The organism is Aquirufa sp., assembly GCF_044377215.1.
Classification (GTDB): Bacteria; Bacteroidota; Bacteroidia; order Cytophagales; family Spirosomataceae; genus Aquirufa.
Genome location: NZ_JBILJM010000003.1, coordinates 64,554 through 79,981, shown reverse-complemented (window position 1 = coordinate 79,981; position 15,428 = coordinate 64,554). Strand labels below are relative to the sequence as shown.

Below are 15,428 nucleotides of genomic sequence, written 5' to 3'. Positions count from 1 at the left end.
TTTTTACCTAGAAATCCTTACACAAGATGGCTTTCATTACTGTAGAAACACTAATAAATGCTCCCGTAAACGCTGTTTGGGAAAAGTGGACAAGCCCGGAACATGTCCAGCAATGGAACTTTGCGGCGCCGGATTGGCATTGCCCAAAGGCGACAATCGACCTACAAGTAGGTGGCGAATATCACTATGAAATGGCTGCGAAAGATGGTTCGGTGAGCTTTGATTTTTGGGGCACCTACCTTGAAATTAACCCGGAAGAATCACTTCATATCTTCATTGGCGATGGCCGCAATATGCAGGTTACTTTCGAAACCACCGAAGCAGGAACGAAAGTAACCGAACATTTTGAGCCCGAAAATGAAAATCCAGAAGATCTCCAACAAGAAGGCTGGCAGATGATTTTGAATAATTTCAAAAGCTACGCCGAAAACCCTACTTCCTAGGATTTAAAATCAGCCCCACACGCTCCAAGCAATCATCCAAATGGTAGCGCACTTCTTTATCTGCATACTTACCTTTCGCGATAGCTAAGCTTGCTTGTAGCGCTTTTAGCTCACCGCGTACGATGGAACGAACGTCCGACTGTGCCACCGGATACGTTTCCCGCGGAGGTCCATAAGAACTAGCAGGAGCAGGAGGTGCAGGTGCTTGATCTGTCATCAACGCCTTCAAGCGTTCGATATAAGCTTTCTGTAAATTACGACGGTATTGATCGATGTTTTTTCCTGCAGCTAACTCAGTCCAAATGCCTCCACGTAAGTCTTGAAAAAGCTCAATCGTCTTGTAATTATTTGGCGTAGTCAAGCCACTATTATCCAAACGCGCAAAAGTCTCTAAACTCAACATACGATTCAACGGGCTAACCTGTAAACTACGAATACGATCCGTATAACCCGCCATGTGATGCGTGACTACTTCTTTGTTAATCAACCAGTCAACATTAGTGAAAACATTGGTAATCAACCAGTTAACAGCGGCTTGTTGGCTCGCCTTCGGTACCGGATTGTACGAGGAAATATTTTGATTTGGCTTCGTATATTGCTCATATACACCACCCACCATCGTCGTTACATGTCCCACGTAACGCGACCAAGAACCTAATAACTCATCATTTAATTCAATCAAATCTTCGTAATCATTTGTCTTTTTGCTTGTCCAATCAGCCAAATTCTTAGCCACATATTTCAAGTTTTTCACCGCATACGTACTTGCGCGAATCGGATCGTTACCAATATCCTCCGTCTGTGAACTTGGATCAAAATTCGTTCCCTGATTTCCAAAACGGAATCTTGGATCCCCTGCTTTGGCCTCAATCCATTTGTCTAAGGTCGACACTTCCGACTCTGGTGTCGACGCATCCGGTAAAACGCGATAGCCCCAATTCACCGCATAATTATCATACGGGCCCATTTGGCGAATATAACGAACCCCCAAATCCCCCGGCTGAGCGATGTAATTGAAACGGGCATAATCCATGATACTCGCAGAGATTCCCTCCTTGTTGGTAAAATCTGCCTTGCGGTAATTCTCCACCTCGTATGATCCACTCGCTCCCATGTTGTGCGGGAAACCCAACGCATGGCCCACCTCATGTGAAATCACCATTTCCATCATTTCGCCAATGTCCTCTTCACGCGTATCTAGGGTCCGAGCGTTCGGATTTGAAGCTCCCGTCTCTAATAGAAAACGGTTCCGATACGAACGTAAATGGTTGTGGTACCAAATAATATCACTCTCAATAATCTCCCCTGAACGCGGATCGCTGACACTTGGACCCGTGGCATTACGCGTTGTACTTGCCACATAACGAATCACAGAATACCGAATATCCTCCGGTGAAAAATCTGGATCCTCCGCGGCAGTCGGTGGGTCTTTACAAATAATCGCATTCTTAAATCCGGCAACCTCAAAGGCTTTTTGCCAATTCTCCACGCCCTTTTTCATGTGCTTGCGAAGCTTCATCGGCGTAGCTGGATCTAAATAATAGACGATCGGTTTGATGGGCTCTACTAATTCCCCACGCTTATAGGCTGCCATATCTTTTGGCTCCAAACGCCAGCGTTGGATATACGTTTTTTGGTCTGACTTTAATTCCTCACTCGAATAATCATATTGCTTTTGTGTAAAATATCCCACACGTTGATCGAACAAACGCGGCTTCATCGGCTTTTCAGGCAATAAAATCATCGACTGATTCATCTGCATACTCAGTGTTTCCGTATAAGAAGTTACCGATGGCTTTGAGGCGTTAAATGTAAAATCTTGTAAGACCTCAATGTTCAATGGGAAAGATTTAACAGAACGAATAAAGCTTCTGCTTGGATCTAAATTTCTGACTTTGTGTGCTTCACGCAACGACGCATCCAAACCACTCATCGCGGGAATGTCACTGCTGTAAAACTTGGTTACATCAATAACCACATGGCTCGAATCTTTACTATACGTTTCAATGTCAAACATGTACAAAGTTGGCTCGTAATTATTCGCCTTCACCGATAAGCTAATTGGCAACGAATCTGCGGCCACGGAGGCATACGATTTAACTTTGATCAAAATCTTTTCTTGGAATTTCTCCCACACAATTAATTGTTCACGCGAAGACGTTCCTGCATTGACATAGCCTCCACCAATACCACTTGGAAGTTTCGCGATTTGGCTGACCAATAACATGTCTTTACCCAAGTGTTTCTTCGGAATTTCAAAATAATATTTATCGCCTACTTGGTGCGTGGTAAATAATCCTTTCTTGGATTTAGCTTCCTTCGTAATTACTTGTTCGTAAGACTTTGCCTTCGACGCAGGTTTTTTTACAGCAGAAGAATCTGCCGGTTTTACGGGAGGAGTTGCGGGGGCTTTCGCCGACTGCGCAAAACTAAAAAAGGATACTGCACAAAGGCAAGAGATGAGCGTAAAAGCTTTTTTCATTCGGTTTAAATTGGGTTTTTCGAATTTAGTCATTTTTCTTTTATCCCATACCATTAAAAAAAAGGACAGGCTTTGGGCGGAAGTGATAATTGTCACAAATTAAGACCTATGGGCTCTTTAAGTTTGCAGCACACAAATAAACAAAATAGATCATGGAAACAACAGAACAAATGTACCCAATGCCTCGGATCGGGGATATGGCGCCTGACTTTACCGCAGTAACGACAACAGGAAAAATTAAATTTTCAGACTTCGCGAAGGATAAGTGGATTGTGATGTTTTCGCATCCGGCCGACTTCACCCCAGTCTGCACTACAGAGATGAGTGGTTTTGCCGAAAGACATGATGAGTTCACGGCTATGAATACGGAACTTTTGGGTTTGAGCATTGACAGCATTCACTCGCACCTAGCTTGGGTAAATAACGTGCGCGAAAAAACAGGGGTATATTTTCAATTCCCGATCATCGCCGACATAGACATGCACGTTTCAAAATTATACGGTATGCTTCAGCCCAATGAAAGTGAAACGGCAGCCGTTCGTGCGGTATTTTTCATTGACCCGACAAAAAAGATACGCCTCATCATGTATTATCCTTTAAATGTAGGGCGTAATATGGATGAAATTATTCGTGCGCTTCAAGCCTTGCAGTTCGCCGACAAACACAAAGTAGCCATGCCATTAAATTGGGAACCCGGCGATAAGGTGATTGTTCCTCCACCAAAAACCTTAGCAGAAATGGATGCACGTATCGCCGATACGACGTGCGAAAAAATCGATTTTTATTTGGCAAAGAAAACCATTTTGTAAAGTTGAAGCCGCTATTAAATTTTAATAGCGGCTTTTTTTTACGAACTATTTGATTTACCAATTCATTTGAGAAACTTGAGATGTAATTCTAATAAATTCACTCAAATGAGCATTTGGCTCCTAATCTGCGCGGCAATATTCGTACTTGTGACCCTCATCTCGGTCATGAAACTACAGCCTTTTATTGCCTTTCTAGTCGTTTCGCTCGGTTTGGGTATGGCCGCATCGTTAACAACTGAGCAGACCGTCGCCGCCATGCAAAAGGGAATTGGCGGAACATTGGGATCGATTATTCCCATCATTATTCTAGGGTCCATGTTGGGCAAAATGGTTGCAAAAAGTCGGGCTACCTTCGTCCTCTCCGAATATTTTGTCCAGCTTTTTGGCCCGAAAAACTTACCAATCGCCTTCATGCTGATTGGCTTTATCGTGGGGCTTCCCTTGTTTTTTTCCGTGGCCTTTTTATTGCTCACCCCACTCGTGCTGTCCACGGCAGAGCGCTATAATTTACCCCCCGTATATTTAGGAATTCCGATGTTGGCCTCACTTTCAATCACCCAAGGATTTCTCCCACCACATCCCGCACCCTATTATTTAGTGACGCATTTACCCGGGGCAGAAATGGGGACGACACTTGGCTATGGTATTCTAATTTCGATTCCAGCCATGCTCGCTTCTGGTTGGCTGTTTGGCAAGACTTTGAAAAATATCCCGGCTACGCCCATGTCGTTTGTGGAGTCTGATGAAAGTGGAAATAATCCTTCGGTAGGAATTAGCTTATCGATTCTATTATTACCTGTGGCACTGATTGCGATTAAATCTTTTGTCCATCTTCCCGGTATTGATTTGATTGGCGAACCGATGGTTGCCCTGTTGATTTCCGTGTTTGTGGGTGTTTACTTCCTCGGGCTAAGACGCGGAATTTCGTGGCCTGAAATCAGCAGCTGGCTCGTAGATTCTATCAAAGATGTTGCTCCTTTAATGTTGACCTTCGGCGGTGCCGGCGCCTTCAAAGAAATCTTACAAGAGATGCATGTAGGCGATGCGATGCATGAAATGACGCAAGGTTCCGCGGTTAATCCATTGATTATTGCCTGGGGAATTGCTGCTGTACTACGTATCGTGACGGGGTCCTCCACCGTTTCCGGAATTACCACAGCCGGATTGATTTTGCCTTTATTAGCCTCCTCGGGCGTAAATCCGAACCTCCTTGCCATAAGCATCGGGGCGGGTTCCATGGTCCTTTCGCATGTCAATGACGCGGGCTTCTGGCTCTACAAAGAATACTTCGGCGTTTCGATTAAAAACAGTTTGCGCTCCTGGACCATCATGGAAACCATTCTTGCTGTCGTGGGCTTACTGGGGGTACTCGGACTCGAATTAGTGCTGTAATTGGACTTTTTTACCCGTTTTTGCCGACTCCCTAGCTGCCTCTAATATTTCCACGACAACCTGATTGATTGCGAAAGAAGATAAATCTTTTTGAGGTTTGATTCGCCCTTGTACGACTGCGGCTAAATACGGAAATACATTCGAAACATCATGAGGTAGGGGATTCAGCGAAAGCATGCCTTCCTTCCCAAATCGATCTCCCGAAACATAGCGCATTTTGTTTGTTTTATCCGCCACCAAAATTCCTTTTGTCCCATACACTTCAGTATCCTTCCGGTCAAAGGGCCAATTCCAAGAAGCCTGAATAATCGCTTGGCAATCCGGATAGGTCAAAATAATACTCGCCTCATCATCCACTTTCGGATACACATCCGGTTTTAATTGTTGGGTCACCGCCGTCACCGCCAGTGGCTTCCGGCCATCCATCAACCACGTCATGATATTCGCCCCATAACAACCAAAATCAATAAGAGCACCACCCCCATTCAGCACAGGATCTGTCAACCAGTTTAAAAACTCTGGAGCGCAATCAATTTCTTTTGGTCCGCGGTGGCCATCCATAATCACCACTTTGCGTATCGTTCCCAAGGCTTTTTCTTCCTTAACCAGCTGCCACATTTTTGCATGGGATGGATACCAGGTTGTTTCAAAATTCGTCAACAAGTGTATGGGGTGTTTGGCAACGAGCGCCTTCATTTGATTGAGGTGATCCATGTTGACTGCCAACGGCTTTTCCACGATGACATGGATTCCTTTGGGAGCACAAACTTTGACCACTTCGAGGTGCTCATAAATACTATTGAATGCGGCAATTGCCTCCGGTTTGGTTTTGGCAATAAGCGCTTCCAAGGATGGAAACCAAAGCGAATCCGGCAGATTTTGTTTCCTTAAAAGTGATAAGCCTAATTCTTTGTTTGGCTCGGCAAAACCCACGATGATCACATCTTTTTGGGGCTTTTTTAGCGCCGTATAAACCTGCCCCACATGACCGTGCGTCATCCCTGCGATACCTACCCGAAGTGGTTTGGCTTGAAAAACAAAGGGCAACAAAATCAAAAAGAATAGCTTTTTCATGATTGTAGTATTTTGGCAGGAAATTATAAAAAATATCCTACATATTAAGTAAAATAGTATATTTGAAATTGTGGTTTATCCGACATCCCCTGATTCAGGCAACATGAACAATTTAGTTAAAGAAGCAATCGAGAAAGAAGCTGTTTTGGCGACGAGAAGGCATTTTTTGCAGTCGCTAGGTACGGGCATCGGTTCCATTGCTTTTGGTTCAGCCCTTTTGGGGTGTTCTTCGGATACAAAAAGCCAACAAGCCTCCACGCGTATTCCGCCTCATTTTGGGAAAGCGAAATCTGTCATATTTGTACACATGGCTGGGGCGCCATCGCAATTGGAATTATTCGACTATAAACCCACATTAGCCAAATTCGACGGGAAAGAGTGTCCCAAAGAATTGCTCGAGGGGAAAAAATTCGCTTTTATTCGGGGCGTTCCTAATTTATTGGGACCAAAAGCTAAGTTCCTCCAACATGGAAATTCGGGGCATTGGATCTCCGACCACATGCCGCATTTGGCTACACAAGCAGATAAAATCACGTTTTTGAAGGGCATGTACACGGATCAATTTAACCATGCACCGGCTCAATTACTCATGCATACCGGTTCAGCGCGACTCGGTCGGCCGTCTCTAGGTTCCTGGGTTTCATATGGCCTCGGATCTGAAAACGAAAACTTACCTTCCTTCATGGTGCTCGCCTCAGGTGGTAAAAACCCCGACGCAGGGAAGTCGGCCTGGGGAAGCGGTTTCCTCCCATCCGTCTACCAAGGCGTACAATGCCGCTCGGCAGGTGAACCTGTCCTCTTCATTAAGAATCCAGCGGGGGTCAATGCCGACATGCGCAAAGCAAGTATCGATGTGATTAATTCGGTCAATGAAGAAACATTTGCCGAATTTGGTGATCCGGAAACCGTGGCTCGTATGGCCCAATATGAGATGGCCTATAAAATGCAAAGTTCGGTTCCCGATGTCATGGACATCAGCAAAGAACCGGAATACATTCACCAATTATACGGGACAAATCCAGGGAAAGAATCTTTTGCCAATAACTGTTTATTGGCGCGCAAAATGGTCGAAAAAGGCGTTCGTTTTGTCCAGTTATTTGATTGGGGCTGGGACTCGCATGGAACGAGCAAAGGTGGTTCAGTAGATTTTGGTTTACACCAAAAATGCATGGAAACCGACCAAGCCGTATCCGCATTATTGATCGATTTAGAACAACGTGGTTTATTAGACGAAACGTTGGTTGTCTGGGGCGGCGAGTTTGGTCGGACCCCGATGCAAGAAAATAGAGAAGGGAAAACGCAAAGTTATTTTGGTCGTGATCACCACACGGAAGCATTCACCATGTGGCTGGCTGGCGGCGGAATTAAACCCGGCATGTCCCTAGGCGAAACAGACGATTTGGGCTATTCGACAGTAAGTGGAAAAACGTCCGTTTATGATGTTCAGGCGACTATTTTGCATTGCTTGGGTATTAACCACGAAGAATTTACGTACCCATTTCAGGGGCGAAATTTCCGGCTGACCGACGTATATGGAAAAGTGATTAAACCAATTTTGGCATAGACTAATGAAAAAAGTATTCATTTTTCTGGGCTTTTGCATCGCGGGAATGACCGCCTACTACGTATCGAACAAGCAACAAAAAGTTGATTACAGCACACAGATAAAACCCATCTTAAATAAGAATTGCATTTCATGCCATGGAGGTGTCAAAAAGCAAGGGGGATTTAGCTTACTTTTTCAAGAGGAGGCCTTAGGAAAAACCAAATCCGGAAAACCAGCCATCATTCCTGGGCACCCAGAACAATCGAGTTTCATCCAGCGCCTACACAGCCAAGATCAGGAGGAAAAAATGCCGTATCAACGGCCAGCTTTGTCTGAGGAAGAAATCGATTTATTAACTACTTGGGTGAAAGAGGGGGCTAATTGGGGGAGTCATTGGGCGTACCAACCGCTGGAAGCTCCGAGCATCCCAACGGGCAGTTGGCTTGAAAAAGCATTATCCTTTATCGGCATTCCAGCCTCCTGGGCACAAAATGACCTCGACTATTTCGTTCAAGCGGAACAAAAAAACCAAGGACTTACGCATACGGATCAGGCTGAAAAAGCCGATTTGCTTCGTCGGCTGTATTTGGATTTAACGGGGCTTCCGCCTTTAGCGGCCGACTACCAAGCATTTGAACAAGATGATTCAAAAGACGCGTATGAGAAGCAGGTAGACAAACTTTTAAAATCACCGCATTTTGGCGAGAAGTGGGCGGCGATGTGGATGGACCTCGCCCGCTATGCAGATACAAAAGGCTATGAAAAAGATGATGCACGCAACATCTGGAAATACCGGGATTATGTCATCACATCCTTCAATCAGAATAAGCCTTACGACCAATTTATTAAAGAGCAATTAGCCGGGGACTTGCTTCCAAACCCAAAAGAAACTGATTACATCGCCACGGCCTTTCATCGGAATACGACGAATAACGATGAGGGAGGAACAGAAGATGAGGAGTTCCGTACAGCGGCGATTTTGGACCGTGTCAATACGACTTGGGAAGTGCTGCAAGGAACAAGTTTTAGCTGTGTACAATGCCATTCGCATCCGTATGATCCCATCCGACATGAGGAATATTATAAATACATGGCGTTCTTCAATAACTCACGCGATGAGGATATTCCAGATGAATCACCAACATACAAGCACCATACGCCGGCTAATGAAAAAACGATTGCTCAGCTAAAATCCTTCTTAGTCAAGCAGCCCCTCGCAACCCAAAAAGCATGGGATCAAATGATCCGGTTTGTTGAGCCCAAAATACATCCACATTGGGCAGACCAATTTGAAAATGGGGCATTGGCCGACAATAAATATTTAGCCATGCGGAATAAGGGATTCACGCGCTTTAAGGCCGTGCCGATGATGGGAAAAACAAAGATCTTGATCGCTTGTAAGAACTCAGGTCCAGCTCCTACCTACTTAAATATTCACCAGGGAACTAAAACGGGACCGATTATTGCGCGCGTTAAACTAGACACGACACTGCAAGAAAAATATGCGAAACCCAAAGGCCAGTGGGTGAAAGGCTGGGCTTATATGTTTGTTAACATTCCCTCTTTACCCGGAAAGCAAGACCTCGTTTGGGAGTTTTTGAACACCAAAACAAAGCCAGACCAGACGACCGCAAGTATTGGATTTTGGGCCGTGTTGCCGGAAGTGCCAGGCCAACTTAAATCTACCGATTTTGAAAAATTAGCCTTCCAAGCCATTGCCACCGAACCTGAGCAAACGACACCCATTATATTGGAAAACCCGGCCGAATTTAGCCGAACGACACGTGTCTTCACGCGCGGTTCTTGGTTAAATCAAGCAGAAGCTGTTCAGCCCGGAATTCCAGGATTATTTAAAAACGGCCCCGTATCCAATCGACTCGAATTAGCGAATTGGATTGGAGGCAAAAACAACCCCTTAACCGCCCGCGTAGCCGTGAACCGCTTCTGGGAGCAATTGTTTGGAATCGGAATTGTGGAAACGTTAGAGGACCTGGGAAGTCAAGGGCTCGCACCCGCAAACCAGGCATTATTGGACCATCTAGCGCATAAATTTCAAGTTGATTTTAAGTATCAAACCAAGGCGTTTTTAAAGTATGTGGTGATGTCGGCAAGTTACCAGCAGTCCTCCATCGTGAACGAATCAACGCGTGAAAAGGATCCGAACAATCGCTACATTACGCGTGGGCCGCGTGTTCGTTTGAGCCCAGAACAACTCCGCGATCAGGCCTTGTACTGGTCAGGAATATTGAGTCAAAAATTAGGTGGCCCGAGTGTGATGCCGGAACAACCGGATGGCATTTGGAATGCGCCGTATAGTGGAATGGAGTGGAAAAAAAGTGATGGGGAAGATCAGTGGAGGCGCTCGCTTTATACCTATTGGCGCCGTAGCAGTCCATACCCTACGATGGTGACCTTTGATGCGGGAACTCGGGATATTTGTCTTTCAAGACGGATAAGAACGAATACGCCGATGCAAGCGCTGAGCACCCTGAATGATCCTGTATTCCTTGAAGCCTCCCAGTTTTTCGCACGGAAATACGCGGAAAATGGCATCGCCTTTATCCAAAAAGGCTATGCTGATTTATTTGGCAAAGAGATTTCTACATCAAAAGCTGAAAAATTGAATGCCTTTTATACCAAGACATTGGCCTATTATCAGGCACATCCACAAGAGACCATAGCCTTTTTAAAACTTTGTTCGGATAATGAGAAACCGCGTAATCCGGCCAACCTAGTTGCCAAGACCATGGTGGCTAATGCCCTATTTAATATTGATGAAAGCGTAAATAAACCGTAATAACATGAACGAACACATTCCTCGTAGAAACTTTTTAAAAACCAGTTCCGCACTCCTCGGAACATCTTTATTAACCAACAACACTATGAAAAAAATTGCACCGAAAGCAGGGGAGATTACCCTTGGTCATGGCTCATTTACCTACAAGGTTGTGCCTAATTGGGGTTTATTAGACGCTGGGAAAAACCCAGTTAACGACTGCCATGAGATGGTGGAAGATGCGAAAGGCCGACTATTCTTGCTGACGAACGAAGTCAAAAACAACGTCCTTATTTATGATAAATCAGGTAAATTACTTGACTCATGGGGCCATTCATATCCAGGTGCGCATGGCTTAACCATACTGAATGAAGGTGGTGAGCAGTTTTTGTTGATCTGCGATAATAACCGCCACCAAGTCATCAAAACCGATTTAAAAGGGAAAGAGATTTTTAAAATTGAGTACCCAAAAGAAACTGGCGTTTACGATTATCCGCGTCAATTTGTGCCTACCGAAACAGCCGTCAATCCAAAAAACGGTGACATCTATGTAGCTGATGGATATGGCTCAAATTACATCATTCAATACGATGCAAAGGGACGGTACATTCGTCATTTTGGAGGATCAACTACCGGTTATGCAGATGACAAATTCAATTGTTGCCATGGGGTTTTAGTGGATACGCGCGACCCGAATAACTGGACTTTATTAATTACGGATCGGGTGAATAACAGCTTGAAAAGATTCACCTTGGACGGAAAATTCATCACGCGTTACCACCTTCCAGGATCGTTTGTTTGTCGGCCTGTCCTACACGGCGACTACATTCTCGCCGCATGTTTCCGGAGTACTGACGGATCCTGGGCAGGCTCAGGCTACTTACAAATTTTAGATAAAAACATGAAAGTCGTTTCGACCCCAGGTGGCTCTGAACCGATCTATAAAAATGGTGTTTTGCAGAAGCAGCGAAAAGAAGATGAACACAAAGTGTTTATTCATCCGCATGATGTTTATGCCGATTCAGATGAAAACATATACGTACCACAGTGGGCTTCGGGAAAAACCTATCCGATTAAATTAGAACGAATTGGCTAAATGATGGTAGCGGAGGCGGGCCAGTCGTGGCTGATTTTTTGGGGACATTTCCATCCGATGCTGGTGCATTTGCCCATCGGGATGTTTTTCATTGCGGGGATTTTGCAATTTTTTTCCAAGCAAACCTCGGAAAACCATGAAATTATCGTCCGAATTTTAATTTGGACGACCGTCTTCTCCATACTTTCTGCAGCGATGGGTTGGAGCCTGGCGCAATCAGGTGAATATGATCCGGAGGCGTTACAAATTCACCAATGGCTCGGGATAAGCACCTGCGGGCTGTCGGCAGTTTTAGCTTTTGCCATGCGCTCGGGTATGAATCCTCGGCCGACTAATACCCTATTTATTTTGGGTCTAACTTGCCTCACGATCACCGGGCATTACGGAGGTAATTTAACGCATGGTTCTGATTATTTGACGGCGAGTTTGCCGGGTTCAGCCCGCAAAATGCTGGGCATGAAAGAAGCAGAAGCCGAGCGTAAGGAGGTGCCCAAAATCACCAACCTCCCCGAGGCAATCGTGTACACCCAACTCGTAAAACCGCTGCTTACCCAAAAATGTACCTCTTGCCACAACGACCAAAAACAGAAAGGGAAACTTCGCTTAGATACACCGGATTTTATCTTAAAAGGCGGGGAAGATGGCCCCATCATTTCCGCAGGAAAACCCTTGGATAGTGAGCTCATCAAGCGTCTATTGCTAGACGAGAACGATGAACACCACATGCCACCCAAAGGCAAAACCCCGCTGACCGAAAATGAGATTGCCTTGCTTCACTGGTGGGTGCAACATGGGGCCGACTTTACTAAAAAAGTTGCCCAATTACCTGCTGATGAAAAGATTAAAAAAGTGCTCACAGCGTATACAAAAATGGAGGAGACGCAGGAGTCGCCTGTTTTTAAACTTACAATTAAGGCTGCAAACGAGGCGGATCTTGAACGCATTCGCAAACACGGATTATTGGCAAATCCCATTTCGAAAGACCAGAACTTTATCGAAGTTAATGCCATCAATGCTCCTCGCGTGACGAGCAAAGAACTCGCAGATTTACGGGCTATTCAAGAGCAAATTGTCCGTCTGAAATTAGGAAATACGTGTGTTGGTGGAGATTTTATTCAAGAAATTGCCGCCATGCCGCTGCTTATCCATCTCGATTTAAATCACACAAAAATGGCAGATAAGGACCTAGAGGAACTCAAAAACATGGCCTATTTGGAATCAATTAATTTGGTAGGCACCCAAATTAGTGATCGTGGCTTAGTACATCTCGCCAAAATCAAATCCCTTAAACGCGCCTATTTATGGCAAACGCGCGTAACGGAAAAGGGAATCCTGGCCCTAAAAAAAATAAATCCTGCTTTAACCGTTAAGTCAGGCTTTAAGGGTAAATGGCCATTAGAAGTGGACAGTACGCAAATGGTATTAGCTAAATAGAAATTTTCAAAGAAAAAATTTAATCGTATATTAACGGCCTAAATAGGATTCCACTAAATGAATTTCTTTAAAAAGCGTTCTTGGCTTATTTTACTTATTGCCATTGGAGGCATTTTTACCTACACGCGCTGCACGGAAACGCAAGCACAAGAAACGGCGATGCCGGATGTCATCGACTATAATTACCACATTCGTCCCATCTTCTCTGATCGTTGTTTTAAATGCCATGGGCCGGATGCTAATAAACGTAAGGCCGGTCTGCGATTAGATACACCAGAAGGAGCTTACGCCGCGTTCAAGGATAATCCATCCATGCACGCCATTGTACCAGGCCACCCGGAAAGTTCGGATGTTTTTCAACGCCTAATTACAAAAGATACTTCCTTGCTCATGCCTACGCCAAGTTCACACTTGAGTGTTTCAAAACATGAAATTAACCTCATCGAAAAGTGGATTAAACAAGGTGCGGTTTATAAGCCCCACTGGGCCTTTATCAAACCCGTGAAAGCGGCTTTGCCAGATGCTGATGAGGAATGGGTGCGCAATCCCATCGACTATTTTGTCTATGCGAAAATGGCGGAGAAATCGCTGAAGCCTAGCCCAGAAGCGTCAAAAGAACAACTATTAAAACGGGTTTCCTTAGACTTGACGGGTTTGCCACCAAGCCTTGAGATGCAGGATCGTTTTCTAAAAGACAACAGCCCTCAGGCGTATGAGAAAATTGTCAATGAACTCTTAGGTAGCAAACATTACGGCGAAAAGATGTCGGTACAATGGTTGGATTTAGCCCGGTATGCGGATTCACATGGGTATCAAGACGATGGATTACGGACGATGTGGCCTTGGCGAGATTGGGTGATTCACGCATTTAATTCAAATTATTCGTATGCCAAATTTGTCACTTGGCAATTAGCCGGCGACTTACTGCCACGACCTTCGAAAGAAATGTTGCTCGCCACCGGGTTCAATCGCAATCATAAAATCACGCAAGAAGGCGGGGTTATCGACGAGGAGTACCGGGTGGAATATGTGAACGATCGGACAAATACATTTTCGAAATCCTTCCTCGCGCTGACTTTTGAATGTGCGCGTTGCCACGATCACAAGTACGATCCCATTTCGCAAAAAGACTATTACAGCACGTATGCATTTTTTAATCAAGTGCCTGAAAAAGGATTGTTTGGGACCATCGATGCATCATTTGCAGATCCCCCAAATATGAACATTACGACCAAAGATGTTCAGTCTATTATGAAGTTCATTCATAAAAAAGATACGGCTTCCGTGGACGTGATGGTCATGGCAGACTCAAGTAAACGCAGACCTACCTATGTTTTGTCGCGTGGCAATTACGATATGCCTGGTCCTGAAGTGGGTGTCGGAATTCCCAAAAGTATTTTACCCTACTCTGCCTCGAAATATGGCCAAAATAGGCTTGGTTTAGCTCGCTGGCTACTAGAACCTCAAAATCCATTAACATCGCGCGTCTTTGTCAACCGACTATGGACTCAAATCTTTGGACGCGGCATTGTAAAAACCGTTGGGGATTTTGGTATGCAAGGTGAACTTCCTACTCATCCCGAATTATTAGACTGGTTGGCCGTCGATTTCCAAAGTCACGGCTGGAACATCAAACGATTGGTGAAACAGATGGTGATGTCGGCAACGTACCAACAAGCCTCCACGGTGACCTCTTCGGCCCAACAAGTGGACCCAGAAAATATTTACTTATCGCGCATGTCACGAATTCGTATTCCAGCGGAACAAATTCGGGATCAGGTTTTGGCATCCGCGGGCATTTTAAATGAAGAAATCGGTGGGCCGAGCGTGAAGACCTATCAGCCTAAAGGCTTGTGGGAAGTCGCAACTTCCGGTCGTGGATCGTTGATGAATTACATTCAAGATCATAACCAAGATTTATATCGCCGCGGGATGTATGTGTTCATTAAGCGTACCGTTCCTCCGCCCACCATGTTGATTTTCGATGCGAGTAATCGGGATCAATGTGAAGTGCAGCGTGGCCGAACAAACACGCCATTACAAGCTTTGGTGATGATGAATGATCCGCATGTATTGGAAAGTTCGCGTGTTTTGGCAAGTCAATTTTCGCGTGAAAAAGGAAACATCGATGAAAAATTAACGCGGGCATTTAGACGCATTGTTTGTCGGGCCCCGAACGAAAAAGAGCTTGCCATGCTCAAAAAATATTATGCCGCGGAGCAAGTATCCTGTACCCAGAATCCCAAAAAGGTTCAGAAACTCATGAAGATTGGGGAATACAAACAGGATAAGGCGACGGTCACGGGATCTACAGCAGCGATGATGCTGACAATTCAATTAATCTATAACATGGAGGAGGCCATCATGCGGGTTTAA

Annotated in this window: 10 protein-coding genes; 8 read left to right on the top strand and 2 right to left on the bottom strand. The window is 45.0% G+C overall.

Translation table 11 applies throughout. The features are described from left to right. Positions 1-26 precede the first annotated feature (26 nt). Complete coding sequence (locus ACIQ6T_RS02170; RefSeq protein WP_395783764.1) at positions 27-443, top strand: SRPBCC domain-containing protein; 417 nt, start codon at positions 27-29, stop codon at positions 441-443. Here ACIQ6T_RS02170 and ACIQ6T_RS02165 read toward each other — a convergent pair. Continuing rightward, a complete protein-coding gene (locus tag ACIQ6T_RS02165; protein WP_395783762.1) occupies positions 433-2,925 on the bottom strand; it encodes a zinc-dependent metalloprotease in 2,493 nt (830 codons plus the stop codon). The two genes, ACIQ6T_RS02170 and ACIQ6T_RS02165, sit on opposite strands and share 11 nt — an antisense overlap. 152 nt (positions 2,926-3,077) lie before the next feature. Here ACIQ6T_RS02165 and ACIQ6T_RS02160 point away from each other — a divergent pair, with 152 nt between their 5' ends. Both ACIQ6T_RS02160 and ACIQ6T_RS02155 read left to right on the top strand, forming a co-directional pair. After that, on the top strand, positions 3,078-3,734 hold the full coding sequence (locus ACIQ6T_RS02160; RefSeq protein ID WP_395783760.1) for a peroxiredoxin: 657 nt from the start codon (positions 3,078-3,080) through the stop codon (positions 3,732-3,734). A 105-nt stretch (positions 3,735-3,839) separates the two neighbouring features. Continuing rightward, complete coding sequence (locus tag ACIQ6T_RS02155) at positions 3,840-5,126, top strand: GntP family permease (RefSeq protein ID WP_395783758.1); 1,287 nt, start codon at positions 3,840-3,842, stop codon at positions 5,124-5,126. Here ACIQ6T_RS02155 and ACIQ6T_RS02150 read toward each other — a convergent pair. After that, positions 5,115-6,200 carry a Gfo/Idh/MocA family protein gene (locus ACIQ6T_RS02150; RefSeq protein WP_395783756.1) on the bottom strand — a complete coding sequence of 362 codons (1,086 nt, stop codon included), beginning with the start codon at positions 6,198-6,200 and terminating at the stop codon, positions 5,115-5,117. The genes ACIQ6T_RS02155 and ACIQ6T_RS02150 overlap by 12 nt on opposite strands. Positions 6,201-6,303: 103 nt before the next feature. Between ACIQ6T_RS02150 and ACIQ6T_RS02145 the strand changes: the two genes are divergently transcribed. The 5 genes from ACIQ6T_RS02145 (at position 6,304) to ACIQ6T_RS02125 (ending at position 15,428) form a co-directional block, all read left to right on the top strand. Further along, complete coding sequence (locus tag ACIQ6T_RS02145) at positions 6,304-7,764, top strand: DUF1501 domain-containing protein (protein ID WP_395783754.1); 1,461 nt, start codon at positions 6,304-6,306, stop codon at positions 7,762-7,764. 4 nt (positions 7,765-7,768) lie between these two features. Further along, positions 7,769-10,543, top strand: coding sequence for a PSD1 and planctomycete cytochrome C domain-containing protein (locus ACIQ6T_RS02140; protein ID WP_395783752.1), 2,775 nt, complete (start codon positions 7,769-7,771; stop codon positions 10,541-10,543). Positions 10,544-10,628: 85 nt separating this feature from the next. Further along, complete coding sequence (locus tag ACIQ6T_RS02135) at positions 10,629-11,618, top strand: 6-bladed beta-propeller (RefSeq protein ID WP_395783750.1); 990 nt, start codon at positions 10,629-10,631, stop codon at positions 11,616-11,618. After that, on the top strand, positions 11,619-13,052 hold the full coding sequence (locus tag ACIQ6T_RS02130) for a c-type cytochrome domain-containing protein (RefSeq protein ID WP_395783748.1): 1,434 nt from the start codon (positions 11,619-11,621) through the stop codon (positions 13,050-13,052). Between the two features lie 57 nt (positions 13,053-13,109). Continuing rightward, on the top strand, positions 13,110-15,428 hold the full coding sequence (locus tag ACIQ6T_RS02125; protein WP_395783746.1) for a PSD1 and planctomycete cytochrome C domain-containing protein: 2,319 nt from the start codon (positions 13,110-13,112) through the stop codon (positions 15,426-15,428).

Excerpts from the sequence above, each read along its gene's own strand:
- ACIQ6T_RS02165 (WP_395783762.1), bottom strand. The coding sequence starts at position 2,925 with ATGAAAAAAGCTTTTACGCTCATCTCTTGCCTTTGTGCAGTATCCTTT.
- ACIQ6T_RS02140 (WP_395783752.1), top strand. The coding sequence starts at position 7,769 with ATGAAAAAAGTATTCATTTTTCTGGGCTTTTGCATCGCGGGAATGACC.
- ACIQ6T_RS02150 (WP_395783756.1), bottom strand. The coding sequence starts at position 6,200 with ATGAAAAAGCTATTCTTTTTGATTTTGTTGCCCTTTGTTTTTCAAGCC.
- ACIQ6T_RS02130 (WP_395783748.1), top strand. The coding sequence starts at position 11,619 with ATGATGGTAGCGGAGGCGGGCCAGTCGTGGCTGATTTTTTGGGGACAT.
- ACIQ6T_RS02155 (WP_395783758.1), top strand. The coding sequence starts at position 3,840 with ATGAGCATTTGGCTCCTAATCTGCGCGGCAATATTCGTACTTGTGACC.
- ACIQ6T_RS02160 (WP_395783760.1), top strand. The coding sequence starts at position 3,078 with ATGGAAACAACAGAACAAATGTACCCAATGCCTCGGATCGGGGATATG.
- ACIQ6T_RS02170 (WP_395783764.1), top strand. The coding sequence starts at position 27 with ATGGCTTTCATTACTGTAGAAACACTAATAAATGCTCCCGTAAACGCT.
- ACIQ6T_RS02145 (WP_395783754.1), top strand. The coding sequence starts at position 6,304 with ATGAACAATTTAGTTAAAGAAGCAATCGAGAAAGAAGCTGTTTTGGCG.
- ACIQ6T_RS02125 (WP_395783746.1), top strand. The coding sequence starts at position 13,110 with ATGAATTTCTTTAAAAAGCGTTCTTGGCTTATTTTACTTATTGCCATT.
- ACIQ6T_RS02135 (WP_395783750.1), top strand. The coding sequence starts at position 10,629 with ATGAAAAAAATTGCACCGAAAGCAGGGGAGATTACCCTTGGTCATGGC.